This window comes from Kitasatospora sp. NBC_01560, assembly GCF_045208415.1.
Lineage (GTDB): Bacteria > Actinomycetota > Actinomycetes > Streptomycetales > Streptomycetaceae > Kitasatospora.
This window is the reverse complement of sequence record NZ_CP109364.1, coordinates 1,791,818-1,815,752: the sequence shown is the minus strand read 5'-3', so window position 1 is coordinate 1,815,752 and position 23,935 is coordinate 1,791,818. Positions and strand designations below refer to the sequence as shown.

The 23,935-nt window shown below is 73.2% G+C and carries 18 protein-coding genes; 7 read left to right on the top strand and 11 right to left on the bottom strand.

Going from position 1 to position 23,935, the window contains the following annotated elements; genetic code table 11:
- Positions 1–174: 174 nt before the first annotated feature.
- Complete coding sequence (locus OH807_RS07415) at positions 175–681, top strand: universal stress protein (protein ID WP_406195388.1); 507 nt, start codon at positions 175–177, stop codon at positions 679–681.
- Between the two features lie 88 nt (positions 682–769).
- Here the strand turns inward: OH807_RS07415 and OH807_RS07410 are convergent, their stop codons facing one another.
- Complete coding sequence (locus OH807_RS07410; RefSeq protein WP_406195386.1) at positions 770–3,115, bottom strand: collagenase; 2,346 nt, start codon at positions 3,113–3,115, stop codon at positions 770–772.
- Positions 3,116–3,392: 277 nt separating this feature from the next.
- The gene (locus OH807_RS07405) at positions 3,393–5,786 is read right to left on the bottom strand and encodes a collagenase (RefSeq protein WP_406195384.1); all 2,394 of its coding nucleotides are present in this window, start codon (positions 5,784–5,786) and stop codon (positions 3,393–3,395) included.
- A 530-nt stretch (positions 5,787–6,316) separates the two neighbouring features.
- Between OH807_RS07405 and OH807_RS07400 the strand changes: the two genes are divergently transcribed.
- Positions 6,317–6,802 carry a MarR family winged helix-turn-helix transcriptional regulator gene (locus OH807_RS07400; RefSeq protein ID WP_406195381.1) on the top strand — a complete coding sequence of 162 codons (486 nt, stop codon included), beginning with the start codon at positions 6,317–6,319 and terminating at the stop codon, positions 6,800–6,802.
- 143 nt (positions 6,803–6,945) lie between these two features.
- On the opposite strand, the gene tsaD is transcribed toward OH807_RS07400, so the two are convergent.
- Positions 6,946–8,013: a tRNA (adenosine(37)-N6)-threonylcarbamoyltransferase complex transferase subunit TsaD gene (gene tsaD, locus OH807_RS07395; RefSeq protein ID WP_406195378.1), complete on the bottom strand. Its 1,068-nt coding sequence runs from the start codon at positions 8,011–8,013 to the stop codon at positions 6,946–6,948.
- Positions 8,014–8,130: 117 nt separating this feature from the next.
- Positions 8,131–9,126 carry a 2-hydroxyacid dehydrogenase gene (locus tag OH807_RS07390; RefSeq protein WP_406195376.1) on the bottom strand — a complete coding sequence of 332 codons (996 nt, stop codon included), beginning with the start codon at positions 9,124–9,126 and terminating at the stop codon, positions 8,131–8,133.
- Positions 9,127–9,572: 446 nt separating this feature from the next.
- Between OH807_RS07390 and OH807_RS07385 the strand changes: the two genes are divergently transcribed.
- The gene (locus OH807_RS07385; RefSeq protein WP_406195374.1) at positions 9,573–9,977 is read left to right on the top strand and encodes a tyrosinase cofactor; all 405 of its coding nucleotides are present in this window, start codon (positions 9,573–9,575) and stop codon (positions 9,975–9,977) included.
- Between the two features lie 56 nt (positions 9,978–10,033).
- A complete protein-coding gene (locus OH807_RS07380) occupies positions 10,034–10,861 on the top strand; it encodes a tyrosinase family protein (RefSeq protein ID WP_406195373.1) in 828 nt (275 codons plus the stop codon).
- Positions 10,862–10,976: 115 nt separating this feature from the next.
- On the opposite strand, the gene OH807_RS07375 is transcribed toward OH807_RS07380, so the two are convergent.
- The 7 genes from OH807_RS07375 to asnB all read right to left on the bottom strand — a co-directional run bounded on the left by OH807_RS07375 (position 10,977) and on the right by asnB (position 21,035).
- Positions 10,977–12,002, bottom strand: coding sequence for a 6-phosphofructokinase (locus OH807_RS07375; protein WP_406195370.1), 1,026 nt, complete (start codon positions 12,000–12,002; stop codon positions 10,977–10,979).
- 359 nt (positions 12,003–12,361) lie between these two features.
- On the bottom strand, positions 12,362–13,090 hold the full coding sequence (locus OH807_RS07370) for a type 1 glutamine amidotransferase (RefSeq protein ID WP_406195367.1): 729 nt from the start codon (positions 13,088–13,090) through the stop codon (positions 12,362–12,364).
- A gap of 49 nt (positions 13,091–13,139) precedes the next feature.
- Entirely contained in the window at positions 13,140–14,402 is a 1,263-nt protein-coding gene (locus OH807_RS07365; protein ID WP_406195365.1) for a MurT ligase domain-containing protein, read from the bottom strand.
- Between the two features lie 320 nt (positions 14,403–14,722).
- Positions 14,723–16,153 carry a GNAT family N-acetyltransferase gene (locus OH807_RS07360; protein WP_406195363.1) on the bottom strand — a complete coding sequence of 477 codons (1,431 nt, stop codon included), beginning with the start codon at positions 16,151–16,153 and terminating at the stop codon, positions 14,723–14,725.
- Positions 16,154–16,229: 76 nt separating this feature from the next.
- Positions 16,230–17,672 carry a pyridoxal phosphate-dependent decarboxylase family protein gene (locus OH807_RS07355; protein WP_406195361.1) on the bottom strand — a complete coding sequence of 481 codons (1,443 nt, stop codon included), beginning with the start codon at positions 17,670–17,672 and terminating at the stop codon, positions 16,230–16,232.
- 123 nt (positions 17,673–17,795) lie between these two features.
- Positions 17,796–18,914, bottom strand: coding sequence for a hypothetical protein (locus tag OH807_RS07350; RefSeq protein ID WP_406195358.1), 1,119 nt, complete (start codon positions 18,912–18,914; stop codon positions 17,796–17,798).
- Between the two features lie 270 nt (positions 18,915–19,184).
- Entirely contained in the window at positions 19,185–21,035 is a 1,851-nt protein-coding gene (asnB, locus tag OH807_RS07345; protein WP_406195356.1) for an asparagine synthase (glutamine-hydrolyzing), read from the bottom strand.
- 239 nt (positions 21,036–21,274) lie between these two features.
- On the opposite strand from asnB, the gene OH807_RS07340 reads away from it, so the two are divergent.
- From OH807_RS07340 to OH807_RS07330, 3 genes are all read left to right on the top strand, one after another.
- Complete coding sequence (locus OH807_RS07340; RefSeq protein WP_406195354.1) at positions 21,275–21,559, top strand: hypothetical protein; 285 nt, start codon at positions 21,275–21,277, stop codon at positions 21,557–21,559.
- Between the two features lie 52 nt (positions 21,560–21,611).
- Positions 21,612–23,438: a glutamine--fructose-6-phosphate transaminase (isomerizing) gene (gene glmS / locus OH807_RS07335; protein WP_406195351.1), complete on the top strand. Its 1,827-nt coding sequence runs from the start codon at positions 21,612–21,614 to the stop codon at positions 23,436–23,438.
- 104 nt (positions 23,439–23,542) lie between these two features.
- Positions 23,543–23,914 carry a hypothetical protein gene (locus OH807_RS07330; RefSeq protein WP_406195348.1) on the top strand — a complete coding sequence of 124 codons (372 nt, stop codon included), beginning with the start codon at positions 23,543–23,545 and terminating at the stop codon, positions 23,912–23,914.
- The last annotated feature ends 21 nt before the right edge of the window (positions 23,915–23,935 follow it).

Sequence of the window (23,935 nt, the reverse complement as noted above, 5' to 3'; positions counted from 1 at the left end):
GGGCCCCGGCTCGTTCGCGGGCGGCCCACCGTCCGGCCGCGGTCCGACCGCGGTCCGACCGGCGATGGCCGCCGGAGGTCAGCTTTGGCGATCCCAGGCGATTCGGCTTGATGGGCATGTTATGTATCGGCTAGTATCCCGCTATCACCTATGAATCGAAGGAAGATGAGCGTCATGGCCGAGGGTACTCGGGTTGTCGTCGGAATCAGCGGATCACTGGCCAACCTGGCCGCCCTGCACCGCGCGGTCGAGGAGGCCCTCCTCCGCGACGCGGTGCTCGTCCCGGTGATCGCCTGGACCCCGGTCGGCGGTGAGCCGGCCTACCGCGCGCACCCGTGCCCCCAGCTGGCCGAGCTCTGGGCCCGGGCGGCCCACGACCGGCTCGACGCGGCGTTCGAGCAGGCCTTCGGCGGGTACCCCGCCGGCCTCCGGGTCACGCCGATGGTGCTGCGGGCCGACGCCGGACGGGCCCTGGTGGCCGTCGCCGACCGGCCGGACGACCTGCTGGTGGTGGGCGCCGGGCGGCGCGGGCGGCTGCCGCGGATCCTGCGGCCCTCGGTGACCAGGCACTGCCAGGCGCACGCCGTCTGCACGGTGGTGACCGTGCCGCCCTCCGAGCTGCTGAAGGACCTCCGGCGCGCGGACTGGAACGCCGACGCGCTGGCCCTCGTCGCGGCCTGACGACCGGCTCCCCGTTGTCCGGGGAGCCGGGGCGGTGCCCGGCGGGTGGGGCCCGGAACGGTCCGGACCCCACCCGCACGGACGGGGGCTACCGGCGCAGCGGACCCTCGCAGGTGTATTCCGCGGAGCCGGCCTTGCCGGTGGGCCAGACGTCGACCTTGCCGAACCAGCAGTTCATGTCGGCGAGGTTGTCGGCCGCGGCGCCGCCGCGGGCGAGCAGGTAGTAGTCGACGGTGCCGGCCATGTCCTTGCGCACCTGGCCGGCGTCGGCGGTGTTGGTGAGGTTGGCGGTGATCCGCCCCGTGCAGGTGAACCGCATCTTGTTGTTCCAGTCGCCGTTGTCCTTGCACACCGGGGTGTTCTGGGTCGCGGCGGCGAAGGCGGCCTGCACCTCGGTGGCCCAGGCGTAGTCCAGCGACCCGTTGGGGGTGTAGCTGGTCGCCGGGACGTAGAGCGAGTCGGCGAGCGGGATCTCCGCGTCGAGGAAGGCCGTGTACTCGCGCTGGAGGGCGGCGTCCCGGCCGAGGCGGTCGCGCCAGGCGTCGTACCCGGCCCGGTCGTCGGCGCGCAGCAGCCGGTACATCTCGGCCAGCTGGTCGGGGTGCTTCTCGCCGAGCAGGTTGAAGAACGTCGCCGCGTACGGGTAGGCGCGGAAGCCCTGGTTCTCCCAGGTGGCGTGGAGGACCTGGTCCACGGTCAGCCGGGGGGTGCCGGCCTGGTCGTCCCAGCCGACCTGGCGGACCATGTACTTGCGGGCCTTGACGCCGTCCTTGCTGGTGGAGCCGGCGAAGTACTCGGCGGTGCCCTCGTTCATGGCGAAGGTCGCGGCGCCGGGCCAACGGGTGGTGTAGCCGGACTCGGGGATCGCCCAGCGGGCGTTCAGGTAGTGGGTGTACTCGTGGCGGAACAGCTCCTCCAGGCTGAAGTAGGACTCCGCGGTGGTGCGCTGGTAGGTGTAGAAGGTGGACTGCTCCTCGATGAACATGCCGCCGTTGTTGACGTCGCCGATCCCGAAGAACAGGGACTGGAAGGCCTGGTAGTTGGCCTTGGTGTCGTACAGCTGGACGGTCAGGGTGGGGTGGGTGTCGTCGGCGAGCGGCTGGTCGGTGCCGAGGACGCGGAAGAACTGGGCCTTGACCTGCTTGGTGGCGTAGTACAGCTGGTCGGCGGTGGCCTTGTCGAGGGCGGTCCGCACGACGAGCGAGCCGTTGTCGTACGTGTAGGTGTTGGGGAAGACCTCGCGGATCAGGTCGGCCCGGCAGGCGCCGTACTGGCCACAGAGGCCGAGGTCGTTGACCGGGCCGGCGAGGTTGGCCCACGGGCGGCTCATCCGGCCGAAGACGGCGGCGGCCTGCTGGATGGCCGGGCCGAGGTCCCTGGTCAGCTCGGCCTTGAGGGCGCCGATCGAGGCGAAGCGCCCGTACTCCAGCATCGCGTCGGCGGCGGCCCACTCGCTCGTGGTGCCCTTGAGGTGGGTGTAGCCGGCGTAGGCCCGGAAGGCCGCGCGGTAGTCGGCGTCGGCGGCGACGGCGGCGCGGAAGAGCCCCTGCGGGTCCTCGCCGACGTTGCCGATGCCCTGGAAGTTGATCTGGAGGGCGCCCTGGACGGCCCAGTTCCAGCCCCGGTCGCCGATGACCGGACTGCCGGGGGCGAACGACCGGAGGACCTGCTTGACCAGGGGGAGGCGTGCCACCCGCAGGCCGGGTGCGGTGCTGGTCTGGAGCAGCTCGCCCATGGTGTCGCCGTTGGTGGTGGTCGGCTCGAACACCCGGGAGTTGGCGGTGTAGGCGCGGATGGCCCGGTCGACGGCGGCGACGCTGTTCGCGTCGGAGATGTCGATCTCGCTGTGCGAGAAGTCGAACAGGACGGCGACGTGCAGGAAGTACCAGAGCTCCTGCTGGTTCAGGTTGTTGGCGCTGTCGAAGCGCGGTGCGAGGGCGGTGATCCGGTCGGCGACCGCCTGGATGTGGGCGGGCGTCATCACCTTGGCGGTTTGAACGTTCCAATTGACCAGCAGCGGGCGCAGGCAGTCCTGGTAGGTGTGGCCGCGGTCGCTGAGGAAGTCGGCGAGCGCCGCCGGGCCGAGGGCGGTGAACGCCTCGGGGGTGCAGGCCGTGGGCTGGTCGGCGACGGCCGCGAGCCCCGCGCCGGCCGGGTCACCGGGCTGGGCGCCGGTGGTCGGCTGGAGCGCGGCCGCGCCGGGCCAGCCCTGCGGGCCGGCCGAGGACGCCCCGCCGGGCGCGGCCCGGTGCGCGGCCTGGTCGGTGCCGGCGGGGGCGAGGCCGGCCGAGGCACCGGCGGCCGCGGTGACGGGTGCGGCGGTGACGGATGCCGAAGGCGCGGCGGCCTGGGCGCTCTGGACGAGCGGCACCGCGAGGGCGGCGGTCAGGGCGGCGGCGAGCAGGGTGTTGCGGACGGACGGTGTGGGGGTCAAGACGGACCTTCCGGTGGGTGTGTGGGGGTGTGGGGTGTGCGGCGGCTGCCGGGGGTGGGGAGGCGGCAGACGACCGGGCATGCGGACCGGAGCGAGGGATCGCCCCGGTCGGACCGACGCGGGGTTCGGGGCCCGGTCGGACGGCGCGCGCGGGTGGCGCGCGGCTCCGCGGTGCGCGGCCGGGGCGGGGAGGGGGCCACGGCGGGCGCGGGAGCGGAGGTGGTGTGCGGGAGGTGCTGCGCGGAGGCGGTGCGCGGGAGGAGGCCCGGCGGTGCCGTTACCGGCGCAGCGGCCCCTCGCAGGTGTAGTCGCTGGTGCCGGCGCGGCCGCCGGTCCAGATGTCGACCTTGCCGAAGAAGCAGTTCATGTCGTTCAGGTTGTTGGCACCGGCGACGTTCTTGGTCCGGGTCAGGATGAAGTAGTCGACGGTGCCGGACATGTCCTTGAACACCTGGTCGGGGTTGCCGGCGTCGGCGAGGTTGGCGGTGATCCGGCCGGTGCAGGTGAACCGCATCGGCTTGTTGTCCCAGTCGCCGTTGTCCTTGCACACCGGGGTGTTCTGGGTGGCGGCGGCGATGGCGTCCCGGACCTCGGTGGGCCAGGCGAAGTCCAGCGACCCGTTGGGGGTGAAGGTCGTGGACGGCACGTAGAGGCTGTCGGCCTCGCGGATCCGGGCGTCGAGGAAGGCGTCGTACTCGGCCTGCAGCGCGGTGTCGGCGCCCAGGCGGGTGCGCCAGGCGTTGTAGCCGGCCGGGTCGTCGGCCCGCTGGAGGTCGTACATCTCGCGGACCAGCGTGGGGTGCGCCCCCCAGAGGAACTCGAAGAAGGTGCCGGCGTAGTTGTAGAAGTGGAACGCCGGGGTGGAGTCGTAGGAGGCGTGCAGCAGCTGGTCGACGGTCAGCCGCGGGATGCCCTTGGCCTCGTCGGCGGCGAGCTTGCGGACGAGGGACTTGCGGACCAGGATCCCCTGGTCCCGGGTGGCACCGTCGAAGAACTCGGCGGTGCCCTCGTCCATCGCGGTGGTCATGCTGTCGGCGTACCAGCGCGGGTCGTTGAAGTAGCCGGGGGTCGCCCAGCGGCCGTTCAGGTAGTGGACGTACTCGTGGCGGAACAGCTCCTCCAGCGTGAGCTGGGAGTCCTGCGGCACCCGGCGCTGGTAGGTGTAGAAGGTGGCGCCGCGCTCGATGTACATGCCGCCGTTGGCGGTCGAGTAGCCGGTCAGGACGGGCTGGTAGACCTCGTAGTCGGCGCGCGAGGCGTAGAGGTGGATGTGCAGCGTGGCGTTGGTGTCCCCGGCCAGCGGCTTGTCGGTGCCGAGTACGCGGAAGAACTGGCTCTTGACCTGCTGGCCCGCGTAGTACATCTGGTCGACGGTGGCCTTGTCGAGGGCGGTGCGGACTTCGATCGCGCCGTTGTCGTAGCGGTAGGTGTTCGGGAAGAGCCGGTCCTCCAACTGGCTGATGCAGACGCCGTACTGCTCGCACACGCCGAAGTAGGCGGCCCAGCCGATGAGCTTGGTCCACGGGTCGGAGTACTCACCGAAGGTGGTCCTGGCGGTGTCCAGCAGCGGGCCGAGATCGGCCACGACGGCGTCGCGCAGGGCGGGTATCTGGCCGAAGCGGCCGTACTCGGCCATCGCGTCGCGGGCGGCCCAGGCGGTGGTGGTGCCCTTGAGGTGGCCGTAGGAGGCGAAAGCCCGGAAGGCGGCGCGGTACTGGGGGTCGGCGGCGACGGCCGTCAGGAACGCCTGGTCCTGGTTGCGGATGCCGAGGTAGTTGAGGTTCAGCGCCTGGAGGACGGCCTTGCTCCACTGGGCGCTGCCGGCGACGCTCGTGCCCGGGGCGAGGGCGCCCAGGATCCGGCGGGCGAGGTCGAGGTTCTGCGCGCGCAGCCCGTCGCTGCCGGCGGTGATGGCCGCCTCGCGCAGGATCGCCGCGGCGGCGTCGGTGGGATCGAAGGCGTGCGGGTTGGCGCTGTACGCCGTGATCGCGCGCTGGACCGAGGCGAGCGTCGCGGCATCGGTGATGTCGATCTCGCCGTGGCCGAAGTCGTGGAAGACGGTCGCGTGCAGGAACGTCCACAGCTCGTAGAGGTGCGAGCCGCCGCTGCCGTCGTCGGTGGCGGACAGCCCGGTGATCCGGTCGGCGACGGCCCGCACGTGCGCGTCGTCCATGCTGGTGGCGAAGCGCGCGTCCCACGTCCAGAGGAACGCCTTGAGGCAGCCGTCGGCGGTGACCGCCGGGTCGGTGAGGAAGGCGACCAGCTGGTCCGGGCCCAGCCCGGTCATGCCGTCGACGGTGCACGGCACGCCGGCCGCCGTGGCGGCGGCGGGCAACCCGGCGGTTTCGGAGGCGATCTGATCGGCCGTCGGCGCGGGTGCTCCGGCCCGGTCGGCCAGCAGGCCGGGGATCAGGGAGTCGCCCAGCGAGCCGCCGCCGGGTGCCGGGGCGGCTCCGCCCGGCCGGGCGACGGCGTCGCCGAGGTGGGCGGCCTCGTCGTAGGCGGTCCGCTCCGGGGCGTCCGCCGTGGCGGTGGGGGCCGGGGTGGCGGCCGGGGCCGCCGCAGGGGCGGCGGGCGTGTGGGCGTACGCGCTCTGCAGGGCGGGCAGCGTGAGGCCGGCCGCCAGGACGGCGGCGAGCAGGACTCTGCGCGTGGCAGGGGGAGTGGACACCGGTGCTCCTGAGGGGAGGAAGTGGGCGGTGCGGGGTTGCGCCGGTTGCTGCTGGGCCCGGTGCCGGTGGGCGCCGGGTTCACGGCGCCGGTTCACGGCCGTGGGTGCGGGGCCGCGCCGGATCGGGGCAGGGGTGGGTGCCGTCGGTGGGTCGGGAGCCACCTGTGGGGGGGTGGAGCCCGGTCCTGCGGTTCATGTGAGATGTAACATAGTAATGTGAAATTGCATTCACAAGAGGATCGAGGGCTTGTTCTTCTTTCGTGATGATCAAGCCCGCCCGGGGCCGGTGTGACGGGGGTTGTGAGCGCCGGTGCGGGGCCGCCCCGGCCGACGACATCGATGTAGACCGAACGCCCGCGCGCGGCTATGGTGGGGCTGGGTCTGCGCCGCGAGCGGTGCCGGTGCCGCGCGTCGCGTGCGCGTGGCCCCCGGGCGCCTCCGTGCCCGGTGCACGGCAGCGTGGCATGCGTCGGTGGTGGCCGTTGCCCCGGCCGGAGGTGGTGTGGCCCTCCCCAGCGATTGGATGCGGCGTGTACGACCGGAGGAAGGGCTCGTCGAGTCCCTTCGAGCAGACCGTCTTCCTGCTGTCGGAGGCGGGCAGGGCGGCCGACTCGCTGCTGGCGAGGCGCCTGGAGGACCGCGGGATGAGCCCGGTCCACCTGACGGTCCTGTCGACGCTGGCCCGGCTGGGCCCGCACGCCCGGCTCGATCTCGCCGCCCGGCTCCAGGTGCCCGCGGCCGACGCCACCCGCACCCTCGACGACCTGCAGTCGGCCGGTCTGGTGCAGTCCCTCTTCGTCCAGGTCGGCGGCCGGCACGAGGTGGTGACGCTCACCTCGGCCGGGGAGACGGCGCTGGAGCTGCTGCACGGCGAGGCGGCCGCCGCGCAGCACGACCTGCTGGCGTCCTTGACGAGGGGTGAGCGCACCCAGCTGAACTCCCTGCTGCGACGCGTCTGCGCGACTGCGGCCCGGGTCGCCGGGGCGGGCCGGGACCCGCAGCAGACCGCCTCCTAGGGCTGGTCCGAGCGGCGGTCACGGCCCCGGCCGGGGCGACCGGATGCGGCCGGGCCGGGCATGCGCCGGTCGCCCCGGGGAGCGCCACTTCGGCGCTGGCGCCGGTGTCGCGGAGCCGGATGCGGTGGCGTGCGCCGTTCGGGTCAGGCGGCCCGGGCGGCGGCGAGCGGGGTGAGGGCGGCGTACTCCAGGGGGGCCGAGGGGTCGATCGACAGGTCCATCGGTGCGGGTTCGGCGCCGGACCGGACGAGCAGGTCGCCGATGGCGGCGACCATCGCGCCGTTGTCGGTGCACAGGCGCAGGGCCGGGACGCGCAGGGTGATGCCGGCGGCGGCGCAGCGCTGTTCGGTGAGGGCGCGGATGCGGGAGTTGGCGGCGACGCCGCCGACCACGACCAGGGTGGAGATGCCGTGGTCGGTGCAGGCGCGGACGGCCTTGCGGGTCAGGGTGTCGGCGATCGCCTCCTGGAGGGCGGCGGCCGCATCGGGGACGTGCGGTTCGCCGCCGGCGGCGCGCTGCGCCTCGACCCAGCGGGCGGCGGCGGTCTTGAGGCCGGAGAAGGAGAAGGCGTACGGGGGGTCGTTCGGTCCGCTCAGCGGGCGGGGGAGCCGGACGGCCGCCGGGTTGCCGTCGCGGGCGGCGAGGTCGATGGCGGGGCCGCCGGGGTAGGGCAGGCGCAGGACCCGGGCGACCTTGTCGAAGCACTCGCCGGCCGCGTCGTCGAGGGTGTCGCCGAGGTGGACGATCGGGTCGCGGGCGAGGTCGCGGACGAGCAGCAGGGAGGTGTGCCCGCCGGAGACGATGAGGACGATGCTCGGGTTCGGGAGCGGGCCGCCGTCGAGCGTCGCGGCGGCGACGTGGCCGGCGAGGTGGTGGACGCCGTGGAGGGGGACGCCGAGGGAGAAGGCGTAGCCCTTCGCGGCGGCCACGCCGACCTGGAGCGCGCCGGACAGGCCGGGGCCGGTGGTGACGGCGACGGCCCCGATGTCGGAGAGCGTCAGCCCGGCCCGGTCGAGGGCCTCGCCGACCACCGGGACCATGGCGTGCACGTGCGCACGGGCGGCGATCTCGGGCACCACGCCGCCGTAGCGGGCGTGTTCGTCCATGGACGATGCCACCGCGTGGCCCAGCAGCACGCCGTTGCGCACCAGCCCGGCCCCGGTCTCGTCGCAGGACGACTCGATCCCGAGTACCACCGGCGATCCCGTCATGAGCCCGCTCCTTCTTGCTCTGAATCCGCAATTGCGAACTATAAGCAATAAGGATAGGCGAGTGCCCCTTCCGGGGGAGTCGTCGGACCCGCGGTCCGCCGGTGGCTCCGGGCGGCCTCAGGGCCGGGGGACGAGGGTGTTCTCGTTGGTGCGGCCGGCTTCGTGGTCCTCGACGTTGCGGACGGTGGCGTCGATGATCTGGCCGACGGCGGTGCGGGTGAAGTAGGCCTGGTGGGAGGTGACCAGGACTTGGGGGAAGGTGACGAGCCGGGCGAGGGTGTCGTCGCTGATTCCTTCGACGGAGCGGTCGTAGAAGAAGACGCCGGTCTCCTCCTCGTAGACGTCGAGGCCGACGCCGGAGAGCCGCCCGGCGCGCAGGGTCTCGACCAGGGCGGCGGTGTCGACGAGGCCGCCGCGGCTGGAGTTGACGAGGATCGCGTCGTCCTTCATGCGGGCCAGGGCGGCGGCGTCGATGAGGTGGTGGGTGGCGGGGAGCAGCGGGACGTGCAGGCTGATCAGGTCGGACCGGGTCAGGAGCTCGTCCAGGTCCGTGTATTTCATGCCGAGTTCGGTGCAGGCCGGATTGGGGGCGAGGTCCCACCCGAGGAGTTCGGTGCCGAAGCCGTGGGCGATCCGGGCGAAGCACTCGCCGATCTTGCCGGTGCCGATGACGCCGACGGTCATGCCGTGGATGTCACGGCCGAGCAGCCCGTCGAGGCGGAAGTCGAACTCGCGGCTGCGGCTCGCGGCCCGGGTCAGCCGGCGGTTCACGGCGAGCGCCAGGCCCCACGCGTGCTCGGCGACGGCGTACGGGCTGTAGAAGGAGACTCTGGCGACGGTGAGGCCGAGCTCGGCGGCGGCCTCCAGGTCGATGTTGTTGAAGCCGGTGGAGCGTTGGGCGATCAGCTCGGTGCCGCCCGCCGCGAGGAGCGTGAGCGTGCCGGCGTCGAGGACGTCGTTGACGCTGCTGCTGACGACGGGGTAGCCGGTGGCCAGCGGGGCCGTGTCGTGGTTGAGGAACACCGCCAGGCTGCGAAGGACGTGCCGCTCGGCGAAGGCCTTCTCCAGCAGGGGCCGTTCATCTTGTTGGACGCCGTAGGCGAGGATCTCCATCCCCTCACGCTACCGAGCGGTCCGCGGCGGGCGGGGTACGGCGTGCCGGGGGCCTGCGCACTTCGGCCACGGGGGCCGGGGGCGGCCGGACGGAGGCCGTCGCATCGCGCCATCCTGCCCGGGTGAGGCCGGTCACCGCCGGTGGGTCGGGGACGGAGGATCTTCGGCGCGGGATCTGCACAGCGTGAAGATCCATTTCGTTCTGACGATCTTTCAGTGGAGAAACGGGAGATCTTCCCGAAGCGTCCGAGGTGTGGTCGACCGACCGGTGGCTGGATTCCGACGCATCCGTACGTACCCCCGCCGATCGGCTGTTCTCTAGGTCAGTCAGCCCTGGAAGCATCGAAACAGCGAGAGTGATCATGAAATCCCCTCGCATTAACGTTTCTGCAAGCCTTTCTGAACGGCACCCCAACATCAGCCGGGGTGCTCAAGGGGGTACCACCATGTCCGAAGTCACCCATGCCTCGGAGCTGACCCGGCGCCGGATGCTCCAGGGAGCCGCCGTCGCGCTGACCGCGGCGGCCGGCACCGTCGTCCTCGGCGTCGCCGGTCCGACCACCAAGTCGGCGACGGCCGCCGACCCGGGCGCGTCCGACACCTTCGACGAGGTCTTCCAGGGCCGCCGCATCCAGGGCCACCCGGTCACCGACGGCAGCAGCCACCACCACGGCGGCGCCGGCTACTCGGTGCGGATCGACGGCGACGAGCTGCACATGATGCGCAACGCCGACGGCACCTGGATCAGCGTCGTCAACCACTACCAGACCTTCACCACGCCGCGCGCGCTCGCCCGCGCCGCCGTCACCGAGTTGCAGGGCGCCACCCTCGTGCCGATCACGACCGCCTGAGCACCACCTCCGAACACCCTTACCCGGCAGACCACTTCACACCCAAGGGGGGACTCATGGCAGTCCGCAAGAACCAGGCGACCCTGACGGCCCAGGAGAAGCGCGCCTTCGTCAACGCCGTGCTCGAACTCAAGCGCAGCGGTGGCTACGACTCGTTCGTCTCGACCCACAACACCTTCATCGTCAGCGACACCGACAACGGCGAGCGGGTCGGTCACCGCTCGCCGTCCTTCCTGCCCTGGCACCGTCGCTTCCTGCTGCAGTTCGAGGAGGCGCTCCAGGCGATCGACCCCACCGTCAACCTCCCGTACTGGGACTGGACGGCGGACCGCACCACCGGCGCCTCGATCTGGGGGGCCGACTTCCTGGGCGGCAACGGCCGCAGCAGTGACGGCCAGGTGACCACCGGGCCGTTCGCCTACTCCGCGGGCAACTGGACGCTGAGCGTGCGGCCCGACAGCCGCAACTTCCTGCGGCGCCAGCTCGGCAGCGCCGTCGCCCAGCTGCCGACCCGCGCCGAGGCCACCGGCGTGCTCGCCATCGGCACGTACGACGCGGCGCCGTGGAACAGCCAGTCGGACGGCTTCCGCAACAACCTGGAGGGCTGGCGCGGGGTCAACCTGCACAACCGGGTGCACGTCTGGGTCGGCGGCCACATGACCACCGGCATGTCGCCCAACGACCCGGTGTTCTGGCTGCACCACTGCTTCATCGACAAGCTCTGGTCGGAGTGGCAGAAGGCCCACCCGTCGGCCGGCTACCTGCCGACCGCCGGTACGGCGAACGTGGTCGACCTCAACGAGACCATGAAGCCGTGGAACAACGTCACCCCGGCGGACATGCTCGACCACAGCGCCCGCTACACCTACGACACCGGGTTCTGAGCCGGCCGCCGGCCCGCCCCGGCAGCCGGCCCCGGACGCCCCGACCGGCCGCCGGCCCGGAACGGCAGCCGGCCCCCGAGCGGTGCTCGGGGGCCGGCTGCCGGGGCGGGGGCGGTCAGAGGACCGTCTCCGCCTCCAGGTAGCGCTCCTGGGGCACGGTCTTCAGCTCGGCGACGGCCTCGGCGAGCGGCACCAGGTTGATGCTGGTGCCCTGCAGTGCGGTGATGTGGCCGAAGGCGCCCTTGTGGACGGCCTCCACGGCGTGCCAGCCGAACCGGGTGGCGAGCACCCGGTCGTACGCGGTCGGGGTCCCGCCGCGCTGGGTGTGGCCGAGGATCACCGGGCGGGCCTCCTTGCCGAGCCGGTGCTCCAGCTCGCTGGAGAGCTGGGTCGCGATCCCGGTGAACCGCTCGTGGCCGTAGATGTCCTTGGTGCCCTCCTCCCAGTGCATGGTGCCGGCCTCGGGCTTGGCGCCCTCGGCGCAGACCACGATCGCGAACTTCTTCTGCCGGTCGAAGCGTTCGCGGACCACGGCGGTGAGCTTGTCGATGTGGAACGGGCGCTCCGGGACGACGATCGCGTGGGCACCGGCGGCCATGCCCGCGTTGAGCGCGATCCAGCCGGTGTGGCGGCCCATGACCTCGACCACCATGACGCGCTGGTGGGACTCCGCGGTGGTCTTCAGCCGGTCCAGCGCCTCGGTGGCGACCGAGACGGCGGTGTCGAAGCCGAAGGTGACGTCGGTGGCGGCGATGTCGTTGTCGATCGTCTTCGGCACGCCGACGATCGGCAGTCCGGCGTCGCTCATCAGCTTGGCGGCCTTGAGGGTGCCCTCGCCGCCGATCGGGATCACCGCGTCCAGGCCGAGGTCCGCGCAGTACCGCTTGGCGCGTTCGACGCCGTCGCGCAGGTGGCTCGGCTGGACCCGGGAGGAGCCGAGGATCGTGCCGCCCTGGGCGAGGATGCCGCTCACCGAATCCAGGGTCAGGGGGCGGTGCACGCCCTCCAGGAAACCGCGCCAGCCGTCCTCGAACCCGATGATCTCGTCGCCGTGGTCGACCACCCCCCGGTGGACCACGGAGCGGATCACCGCGTTCAGGCCGGGGCAGTCACCGCCGCTGGTCAGCACTCCAATACGCATTGCTTTGCAACTCCCGAGCAGAACCGAGGAACGGCCGGACTACAGGCTGGGACGACGAACCGCCACCGTAGCGAGCCAGTTCCTCACCGTGATGGCGAGGAGATGGCCGTGGGGTGAAGGGCCGGCCGATCCGGACAGAACGTCCGAAACCGGCCGGAGAGTCGAGCATACGGCTCCTGCGTCCGGCCGGGCAGGAGCCGACGCGGGAGCGGCGCCGTCGGCGCCCCCGCGCGGAATTGCAGCCTGCTGCCGAGGAGGGTGTGCAGCCGGCAGCCCCATTGTCGTACGTCCGGGCCGGTCCGTGGACCGGGTGACCGCGATGCGGGCACCCGGCCGGGGCGGACGGGCCCGGGGGCGTACTACGCGGGGCGCGAAGTGGCCGCGATGCGCTCGGCGCGCAGCGCGTCGTACCAGGTGGTGTCGGCCGGCGGCAGGGCGTTCACGTCCAGCGCCAGCTTGATCAGCATGTCCGCCACGGCGGGGTTGCGGGCCATCACGGGCCCGTGCAGGTAGGTGCCGAAGACGGTGTCCCGCCAGGCGCCCTCGGTGCCGTCCCCGGTGCCGTTGCCCCGGCCGACGGTGACGTTGGCCAGCGGCTGGACGCCCTGGCCGAGGTGGGTGACGCCCTGGTGGTTCTCGAAACCGGTCAGCGGCGGCAGGCCCAGGCGCGGGTCGACGTCGGCGAGCACGTCGCCGACGCAGCGGGCGCCCTCGCCGCGGGTGGTCCAGACGTCGAGCAGGCCGAGGCCCGGCTCGCGCTCGCCGAGGTCGTTGACGAACTCGTGGCCCAGGATCTGGTAGCCGGCGCAGACGGCGAAGATGATCGCGCCGTTCTCGGCGGCCCGGACGAGCCCGGAGTCGCCGCGCAGCCGCTCGGCGGCGAGCCGCTGCGGGCGGTCCTCGCCGCCGCCGATCAGGTAGATGTCCCCGCTGGTGGGCACCGCCTGGTCGGAGCGGACGTCGATCCGGGTCACGTTGAGGTGGCGCTGGCGGGCCCGGCGCTCCACGACCAGGGCGTTGCCCCGGTCGCCGTAGGTGCTCAGCAGGTCCGGGTACACCCAGACCACGCGCAGGCTGCTCTCACTCATCCTCGAAGGCCTTCCGTCACGCTCATTCGATGGGGCTGCTGGACCGGCATCAGCCGGCCACGACCTTCCGCAGCTGCTGGAAGGCGGTGTAGTTGGCGATCGCCTCGATCCGGCCGGGCGGGGCCATCCGGACGGCCTGCTCCAGCGAGTCCACGACGTGGAACTGCAGACCGGCGACCTCCAGGCGGACGGCGAGGTCCAGCTTGCGCTGGCCCATCACGAACACCGGGTGCCCGGCGAGGCGCTCGTAGTCGACGTCCCAGAGCCACGAGGTGTCGGTGCCGTCCGCGTCGAGCGCGTTGACGGAGAGGATGACCGGGGCCGGCGGGCCGTCGATCAGCGAGAAGGTCTCCAGCCAGCCGGCCGGGTTCTTGGCCAGCAGGAGCCGGATGTCGCGGCCCTGGTACTGGACGACGTCGTAACGGCCGGCCACGGCCGTCACCGACTGCATCCGCTCCAGCGCGACCTGCGGCGAGACGCCGAAGACGGCCGCGACCGCGGCGGAGCTGGTGGCGTTGGCGAGGTTGGCCCGGCCGGGCAGCTGGAGCTGGATCGGCCAGGCGCCGCGCTGCGGGTCGATCACGTGGGTGCCCTGGAGCGCCCAGTGCGGGTTGGGGCGCCGGAAGCCGCAGTCCTGGCAGAACCAGTCGTCGCCGGGGCGCTGCATGACGCCGCCGCAGGCGGGGCAGGACCAGGCGTCCTCCTTCCACGCCTGCCCGGCGGCCACCCAGACCACCTTCTTGCAGGAGGAGGCGGCCCAGGTCACCAGCGGGTCGTCGGCGTTGGCGATGACCACGGCCTCGGTGTCCTGGAGGCCCTCGCGCCACTTCTCGGCCATCATCCGGGTCTCGGCGGCGCGGTCGAGCTGGTCGCGCGAGAGGTTGAGCAGGGCGATCGCCTTGGGGTGGGTGTCGCGGGCGACCCCGGCCAGGTACTTCTCGTCCACCTCGATGACGCCGAAGCGGGCGTCCGAGCCGCCGGCCAGGGCGGAGGTGATGCCGGCCGGCATGTTGGCGCCCAGGGCGTTGGAGACCACCGGGCCGGCGGCGCGCAGCGCCTCGGCGATCAGCCGGGTGGTCGTGGTCTTCCCGTTGGTGGCGCTGACCAGCACGACGTCCAGGTGGTCGGCGAGGGTGGCGAGCAGATCGGGGTCGAGCTTGAGGGCGATCTTGCCGCCGATCACCGAGCCGCTGCCTCGGCCCGCCTTCTGGGAGAGGGCGGCGGCCACCTTGCCGGCCGTGACCGCGATCTTGGCGCGGGCGGGCAGCGAGGCGTCGCGTGCGCCTGTGGGCTCCGATTCGGTGCCTGCCATGCTCAGTGGTTCCTCCTTGCTGCGGCACCGCCCGGGGCCCGATAACGGGCCGTTGGGCGGCGGGGACGGGGCCAGCCTACCGACTCCGCCGCCCGGGTCGGTGCTCCGGACCCCGCGCCGCCTGCCGCGACGGGCCCGGCGGCCCGGCCGGCCGGGCGCTGACGGCCCGTCGGGGCAGGCGGTGTACGGACGGGCTTCTCACCGTCCGGGACGCCCTGGTGGGGCCGTGCGGTTCCCCGCGGGCGGCCACGGCGACGGGCCGGACGGCGGGGATCGCCGTCCGGCCCGCGGGGCGCCGTGAGGATGTGGTGAAGAAACGATCACCTGCCCGGCCGGGAGGGCCACGGGACCGGCAGCTCCTCGGCCGCCTCGGCGAGGTGCGCGGTGATCACCAGGGTGCCCTCGTCGACCTGGTAGTCCAGCGGCGCGGCCAGCTTGCGCATGGTGGCGATCAGCCCGGTGTTGGAGGACTGCGTGACGGCGTACACCGTCTCCACCCCGGCCTCCAGGGCCAGCGCCGACATCCGCCGCATGAGGTCCAGCCCCAGCCCGCGGCGCTGCCAGGCGTCCTCGACCAGCACCGCCACCTCGGCGCTGCCGTCGTCCCACATCAGGTGCCCGAGGGCGACGATCCGCCCGTCCGCGGCCTCCACCGCCAGGGCCTGGCCGTGCCGGGCGTCCAGCAGGTGGTCCAGGTAGCGGTCGGCGTCCGGGACCGGGCCGTGGTAGCGCTTGCGCAGCGTCTCGGGGGAGCAGCGCCGGTGCATGGCCAGCGCCGCGGCCTTGTCACCGGCGTCGGCGCGCCGGACGGTCAGGTCGGCGCCGGCGGGCAGGGTCAGCCGGGCCGACACGTCCGGCACCCGGGGGCCGAGCAGGGTGTCCAGCTCGACCAGCGCCTGGGCCCGGGCGAACTCGGTCGGGGTGAACGGCAGCTGCGGCCGGGTGAGCTCGATCAGGTCGCCGGACGGCACCGGCAGCCGCATCACGTGCCCGTCCACCCCGGCGCCGCCGCGCTTCGCCGCGCCCGGGTACTGGCGGATGGTGCACTGCCCGAACAGCTGGCGCAGGGCGATCGGCAGCTCGGCCGCGTCCAGCGCGGTGCGGGTCGCCAGCGCCAGCACGTGGGTGGGCACGTCGACCAGGTCGTGCGCGTCCGCGGGGGCGGTCCAGATGTCGTGCCCGCCGGCCCCCGCCACCAGCGCGGTCAGCCCGGCCCGGGTGAGCGACTGCGGCGCGCGGACGAAGAACTCGTCCACGGCGCCCTCCGGCAGCGGGTGCGACTGCATCGAGACGATGTTCACCTGCTGCCCGGCGAAGGCCGTGCAGACCCGGGCCAGGCTGCCGGGGGAGTCCTGCACCGTGGTGCGGACCCGCCAGAGCACCGTCCGCTCGAAGTCGTGCAGCGGCCCCCGCAGTGGCTCGGGTGCGGCGGCCGCCGGCTCGTCCGGGGGCGCGGGCGCGTCCGGGGCCGGTGGCCCGTGCAGCTGGTGGCGGTGCGACCACCAGCTGTGGAAGACCGCCGTGCCCACCAGGGCCACCGCGGAGGAGGCGAGCACGACCGGGCCCTCCGGGCCGTGCACCACGACCTTGGCCACCAGGTCGGCCGCGGTCACCGAGAGGAAGACCGCGGCGAGCTCCACGGTGTCGCGGCGCCAGCGGTGGGTGCGGGCACCGCGCCGCTGGGCACGGGAGGGGGTCGGCGCCGGGGTCGAGGTCGGTTCGGTCGTCGTCAGCTGCTCCGTGTGCTCCATGACATCAATCTGCCGCCCGGGTGTTTCGCGATCACGAATCCTCCGTGACCTGTCGGTTAATGTCTCCGGGCCCCGGTTACCGCGCGTCGACGGGCGGGCCGGCGAGCTCCCGCGCGGCGGCCTTCACCTCGGTGAGCAGGAGGGCGAGGTCGGCCTCGGTGGTGGCGGCGTTGAGCAGGCAGGCGCGGAGCACCTCGTGGCCGGCCAGCCGGGCGCCGGTGACGAAGACCCGGCCGCGGCGCTGGACGGCCACCGGGAGCTCGCGGTTGACGGCGTCGATCGCGGCCCCGGTGGCCCCGGCGGCGCGGTGACGGAAGGCCACGATCGAGGTCTGCACCTCGGCCATCAGCTCCAACTCGTCGTCGGCCTCGACGAGTTCGCCGAGCCGGCGGGCGAGGGCGGTGCACCGGGCGATGTCCTGCGCGAGGCCGTCGCGGCCGCGGTGGGCGATGGTCGCCCAGACCTTGAGGGCGCGGAACGGGCGAGTCTGCTCGGTGCCGTACTCGGAGAACCAGCCGAGCGAGCCGGCCGCCTCGTCGCGCAGGTAGGAGGGGACGAGGCTGAAGGTGGAGCGCAGCTCCTCGGAGTCGCGGACCAGCGCGCAGCCGCAGTCCACCGGGACGCCGAGCCACTTGTGCGGGTCGAGGGCGAGCGAGTCGGCCCGGGCCATCCCCGTGTAGCGGTGCGCGATCGCCGGGTCCAGCACGCCGAAGGCGCCGTACGCGCCGTCCACGTGCAGCCAGAGCCGCTGCTCGGCGCAGAGGTCGGCGATCGGGTCGAAGTCGTCGACCGCGCCGGTGCCCACCGTGCCGGCCGAGGCGACGACCAGGAACGGCAGCAGGCCGGCGGCCCGGTCGCGCTCGATCGCGGCACGCAGCTCGGCGACGTCCAGCAGGCCGTCCGGGCCGGTGGCGACGGTGCGCAGGTGCCGGCTGCCGAGGCCGAGCAGCTCGGCGGCCTTGCGGACGCAGGAGTGGGTCTCGCCGGTGACGTAGCCGACCAGCGGCGGCATGCCCGCGAGGCCGTCCTCGCGGACGTCCCACCCGGCGGCGCGGGCGGCGCGGCCCCGGGCGGCGGCCAGGCAGACGATGGTCGCCATCGAGGTGCCGGAGGTGAGCAGCCCGCCGCCGGCCGGGTGCGGGAACCCCACCAGCTCGGCGATCCAGCGGACCACCGCCCGTTCGAGGTGGACGTCGGCGTGGTCGCCCCCGGCCGAGCTGGGGTTCATCGCGGCGGCGGTCAGGGTGGCGAGCACGCCGGCCGGGGCCGGGGCGGAGTTCACCCAGCCGAAGAACCGCGGGCTGCCGTTGCCCATCGGGTACGGCAGGACGTCCTTCTCGACGGCGGCGAGCAGCTCGGCGAGCGGGCGGCCGGCCGCGGGCAGCGGCGCGTCCAGGAGGGTCGAGCGGGCGGCGTCGTCCATCGGCTGCCAGACCGGGCGGTCGGCCAGGCCGGCCAGGTGGTCGGCGGCGAGGTCGGCGGCGGTGTGCGCGGCGGCGCGGAAGTCCTCGGAGGTCACGGCGGGCTCCAGGTGGTGGTGCGGGGCCTGGTGGCGCGGCGTCCTCGGCGCACCCGATCACCGCGATCCTACGGAAAGGGGCCCGCGCCGTGCGGCGCGGGCCCCTCCGGAGCGGTGGGCGGATCAGTCCAGCGAGGCGGAGAGCCCGCCGGCCGAGCGGCAGTAGCCCTGCATCTCCTTGTTGGTGATCTTGGCGCAGAGCCGGCCCGCGGCCCCGCCGTCCGTGTAGTTCACCGTGTAGTAGCTGACCAGGCCCTCGGCGCAGGCCTTGCGCTGCCAGCCGTCGACGGCGGTGGCGCACTGCTGGGCGGCCCAGTCCTCGCGGTCGAGGTTGTACTTCATGGTCCGCGAGCCGACGCCCCGGCTGCAGTCGACCGAGCCGCCGGAGGCCTTGCCGTTGAGGCACCACTTCAGGGCGTCGGCGTAGACCTCGGGGTGGTTCGGGTAGTCGTGCGAGGAGAGGTAGAAGGTCGGCGCGTAGAAGAAGCAGGCGGACTGGAACAGCGCCGGCTGGTCCTTGCACGGGTACAGCGGGTCCTGGGCGAGCTTGTCGGCGGGCAGGTTCGCCTTCGCCGTCTCGTCCTCCTCGTCCGGGCCGAAGAGCTGCATGAAGAGGCCCTCGGAGCAGCGGATCCGGTTCTGGTCGGTGGTGAACTTGTTGCACAGGTCGCGGGCCTTGGCGACGTCCTGCTTGGCGACGAACATCGTGCCGTGGCCGACGCCGTGGATGCACGGCCCGGTGTTCTTGGGCGCGCAGAGCTTCAGCAGGTCCACCTCGGGCTGGGTGGAGGCGTTGAGCATCTCCTCGACCGCGCCGTGCAGGTAGCCGGCCGCGCAGGTCTCGTGCGGGAACGAGATGACCTTCTGGAAGTCGGCGTTGAACCGCTTCACGGCCGCGTGCCCGAGCTCGTGCGCGATCGGGTGGCAGAACCGGACGGTGTACGGCTGGGCCTTGGTGATCCTGTCGAGGTCGGCCAGGGCGACGCCGGGGTCGGTGGCCTCCATCTCGGACATCAGCTTGTTCCGCAGCGTCGAGCGGGTCCAGACCGCCGGGTCGCCGGTCGGGGTGGCCGTCGTGCCGGCGGTCTGCGCGCCGGCCGGCGGCGCCCCCGCCGACCCGGGCGCGGCGGTGGCGGCGACCGGCGCGGCGGTACCGGGCGTCCAGTCGGTGACGGCCACCGACCCGAGGCCCAGGATTCCCAGCAGGAAGGCGGTGAGGATCGCGAATACTCGCGGTTGCATGACGGAGATCCCCCGGCGGATCGGAACGGACGGGTCGCTCCCCATCCTGACGGCACGTGGGTGGGAATCCGTGTTTTCGGCCGCCATTCGGGAGGTGTCGGCGACGCTACCGCACGCCGTAACCGCTCAACGAGCCGGGATGGCCGGGCGTCACCGTCCGGACGGTGCAGCGGCACCCGGTCGTGCCGCTGCGCCGTCCGACGTACTGACGCTCGGGGCCCGCCGCCGGGTTCAGCTGCTCCGGCGGCGGGCCCGGACCGGTCGCACCGGTCAGAGCTCCAGCGAGACCTGGTACTCCGTCAGCCAGGTGTTGAGGTCGAGGACGAGGTCGGCGGCGAGCCGGACGGACTGCGGGTCGGTGTCCGGCGCCAGCGCGTCGGTGAGTGCCCGGCGGTCGAGCAGTGCGAGGACGGGGGAGTGGGGGTCGGCGGCGAGCGCGGCCAGTTCGGCCCGCAGCAGCGCCGGGTAGCGCGGGTCCTGGACGACGGGGTACGGCGCTTTCACCCGGTCGGCGATCTCGGCGGGCAGGACGTCCCGGACGGCGGCGCGCAGCAGGCTCTTCTCCCGGCCGTCGAAGCTCTTCATCGCCCACGGGGTGTTGAAGACGTACTGGACGAGCCGGTGGTCGCAGAACGGCACCCGCACCTCCAGGCCGTTGGCCATGCTCATCCGGTCCTTGCGGTCCAGCAGGATGCGGACGAAGCGGGTCAGGTTGAGGTACGAGATCTCCCGCATCCGCCGCTCCAGCGGGTCGGCGTCCGGCAGGTGGGGGACTTCGGCGAGTGCCTCGCGGTAGCTGGCCCGCCGGTACCCGGGCACGTCGAGCTTGGCGAGCAGCCCGCGGTCGAGCAGCAGCTCGCGCGGCCCGGCGCCGGCGCCGGCGAGCTGCGTCACCGCGCCCGCCCACGGGAAGTCCTCGGCGGCGACCAGCCGTGGGTCGTGGAACCACCGGTACCCGCCGAACAGCTCGTCCGCGGACTCGCCGGACAGCGCCACCGTGGAGTGCTCGCGGACCCCGCGGAAGAGCAGCATCAGCGAGATGTCCATGTCGCCGAAGCCGCCCGGGGCGTCCCGGGCGCGCAGCGCGGCGACGCGTTCCGCCGGGTCGGTGAGGGCGGCGCTCCCCAGCTCGACGACGCTGTGCTCGGCGCCGACGTGGCCGGCCAGCAGCCGGGCGTACGGGCCGTCCGGGGTGGAACGCACCTCGTCGGCCCGGAAGTGCTCGTCCTGGCCGGCGAAGCCGACCGCGAAGGAGCGCACCGGGCCGGCACCGGCGGCGCGCAGGGCCCGGGCCGCCAGCGCGGTGACGGCGCTGGAGTCGAGGCCGCCGGAGAGCAGCGAGCAGAGCGGGACGTCCGACTCCAGCTGGCGGTGGACGATGTCGTCGAGCAGGGCCCGGACGGTGGTCACCGTGCTGCCCAGGTCGTGGGGGTGCGTGCGGGCCTCCAGCGCCCAGTACCGGTGGACGGTGAGGCCCCCGCGGTGCACCCGCACCAGGTGGCCCGGCTGCACCTCGGCGATGCCGCGGTACACCGTCCGGCCGGGGGACTTGGTGACGGCGAGCATCTCGCGCAGGCCGTCCAGGTCGGTCACCGGCCGGACGGCGGGGTGGGCGAGGACGGCCTTCGCCTCGGAGCCGAAGACCACGCCGTGCGCCGTCCGGTGGTAGTGCAGCGGTTTGACGCCCATCCGGTCGCGGACCAGCAGCAGCTCCTCGCTGCGGGCGTCCCAGACCGCGAACGCGAACATGCCGTTCAGCCGCTCGGCCAGGCCGGCGCCCCACTCCAGGTAGGCGTGCAGCACCACCTCGGTGTCGCTGCGGGTGCGGAACCGGTGGCCGGCCGCGGCGAGCTCGGCCCGCAGTTCGCGGTGGTTGTACACCTCGCCGCTGTAGCTGAGGGCGGCCAGCAGCCGGCCGTCGTGCTCGACGGTCATCGGCTGGGCGCCGCCCTCCGGGTCGATCACGGCGAGGCGGCGGTGGCCGAGCGCGGCGTGCCGCTCCAGGTGGATCCCGCCGGCGTCCGGGCCGCGGCAGAGCTGGGTGGCGGTCATCGCGTCGAGCACGGGGCGTTCGGTGGTGAGGTCGCGGTCGAAGGCGACCCATCCGGTGATCCCACACATCAGCAAGCCTCCGGTTCTTCCGATCCGTATCTCCGATGCGTATGCGGACCAACACGCTACGTGGCGGCGCCCGGGCGCTACAAGGGCGTGTCGGCGAGGTGGCGCGCCCCCGTCCGCGCCGGGTGGCGCGGCCCGCCGGGGCGTCCGGCGGCGTTCGTTGCGCCAAAAGTCTCAAGATCTGCCCGAATTCGGGCAAGATCTTTGGCTTCCTCGCCGAGCCCGCCCTAGAGTCCTCAATCGTGTCCAGCTCACCCGGCTCCTCGCACCCTCACGAAGACCTGCTCGCCCACCTCACCCGGACCAGCCCGCTCGGGCCCCGGGAGGCGGCGCGGGTGGTGGCGGAGGTGCTGGCGTACTTCTCCGAGACGACCGAGGAGTACGTCCGCCGCCGCCACGGCGAGCTGCAGGCACGCGGCCTGACCAACGAGCGGATCTTCACCCGGCTCGCGGAGGAACTGCCCGCCCGGCGGGTGGCGGCCCCCGAACTCTCGGCCCGGCAGCTGCGCCGGATCGTCTACGGCTGAGAGCCCCACGGCCGAGCGCCGCCCCCACCGTCTTACGAAGGAGTCCACCCAGATGTGCGGAATCGTGGCCTACATCGGCCCCAAGGACGCGACCCCCTTCCTGCTGGAGGGCCTGGCCCGCCTGGAGTACCGCGGCTACGACTCGGCCGGCGTGGCCGTCACCGGCCGCACCGGCGGCCTGAAGGTCCGCAAGGTCAAGGGCCGGGTCGCCGACCTCGCCGCCGCCGTCCCGGCCCGGTTCAAGGGCACCACCGGCATCGGCCACACCCGCTGGGCCACCCACGGCGTGCCGAGCGACGCCAACGCCCACCCGCACCTGGACAACGCGGAGAGGATCGCCGTCGTCCACAACGGCATCATCGAGAATGCCGACGAGCTGCGCGCCCGGCTGGCCGAGGACGGCGCCGTCTTCCGCTCCGAGACCGACACCGAGGTGCTCGCCCACCTGATCGCCGCCCACACCAAGGAGGGCGTGGAGCTGGAGGAGGCCGTGCGCGCCGCGCTCGGCAAGGTGGTCGGCACCTACGGCATCGCCGTGCTCGACGCCGAGCAGCCCGACCGGATCGTGGCCGCCCGCAACGGCAGCCCGATCGTGCTCGGCATCGGTGAGAAGGAGATGTTCGTCGCCTCCGACGTCTCCGCCCTCGTCCGCTACACCCGCCAGGTCGTCCACCTGGAGGACGGCGAGCTGGCGACCGTCCGCGCCGACGGCTTCCGCACCTTCACCGAGGACGCCCGCACCACCCACCGCCAGCCGTCCACCGTGGACTGGGAGATCGACTCCTACGACACCGGCGGCTACGAGCACTTCCTGCTCAAGGAGATCCACGAGCAGCCCGGCTCGGTCGAGCGCACCCTCAGCGGCCGGCTCGACGAGCGGTTCTCCACCGCCCACCTCGGCGGCCTCAACCTGGACGCCCGCGAGCTCCGCGAGATCCGCCGGGTCAAGATCCTCGGCTGCGGCTCCGCCTACTACGCCGGCGAGATGGGCGCGCAGCTCATCGAGGAGCTCTCCCGCATCCCCGCGCACAGCGAGCCCGCCTCCGAGTTCCGCTACCGCAACCCGGTCATCGAGGCGGACACCCTCTACATCGCGGTCAGCCAGTCCGGCGAGACCTACGACACCCTCGCCGCCGTCCAGGAGATCAAGCGCAAGGGCGGCCGCGTCCTCGGCGTCGTCAACACCGTCGGCAGCGCCATCGCCCGCGAATGCGACGGCGGCATCTACCTGCACGCCGGGCCGGAGATCTCCGTCGCCTCCACCAAGGCGTTCACCTCCACGGTCATCGCCTTCGCGCTGCTCGCCCTGCACTTCGGCCGGATCCACGACCTCTCGCCCGCCGACGGCCGCCGCATCGTCGCCGGCCTGCGGGCCCTGCCGGACCAGATCCGGGAGATCCTCGCGCAGAGCGACGGCATCGCCGAACTCGCCGCCGAGTACGCGAAGTCCGAGGGCATGATGTTCATCGGGCGGGTCCGCGGCTACCCCGTGGCCCGCGAGGGTGCGCAGAAGCTCAAGGAGATCTCCTACGTCCACGCCGAGGCCTACCCGGCCAGCGAGTTGAAGCACGGCCCGCTCGCGCTGATCAGCCCCGAACTGCCGACCGTCGCCCTGGTGCCGGACGACGAGCTGCTGGACAAGAACCTCACCACGCTCGGCGAGATCAAGGCCCGCTCCGGCCGGGTGGTGGCCATCGCGCACCGCCGCCCCGAGGCCAAGCTCGCCGACCACTGCATCCTCGTCCCGAAGAACGAGCCCGAGCTCGACCCGCTGCTGCTCAACATCCCGCTTCAGCTGCTCGCCTACCACGCCGCGGTGGCGCTCGGCCGCGACGTGGACAAGCCGCGCAACCTGGCCAAGAGCGTGACGGTCGAGTAGACCGGCCGCCTGCCGCGCCGGCGAGCCCGCACCGCGGGCGGACCGGCGCGGTCCCGTGCGCGCAGCGGCCACCGCCGGGCCGGGCTCTCCGTTAGGCTGGGCCCATGCCGAAACCGGATCCGCTGCTCACCGGAATCACCGCGATGGTGGAGTCGACGGGCAGCAATCAGATGCCGATCACCGTCGTCGTTCCCGGAGCCGTCATCACCGGCCGACTCGCCACCGAGGCCGTCTGGCGGGAACGCGTCGCCGAGGTCCTGGAGGCCTCCGAGCACCTCAAGCCGTTCGCGCCGCTCTTCGCCGACGCCGCGGCGGCCCCGGCCTCCGGGGCGGGCCAGGCGAGCCACCTGCACCTGCACCTGGCGAAGATCCTCCAGGGGGACTTCGGCCTCCCGCACACCGGCGGGATGTACCGGATCGCGATCGAGGACGTCAGCAGCTGGACCCTCGGGGACCTCGGCTACTCCGACCAGTGACGCGGAGCCGGTGGCCGTGAG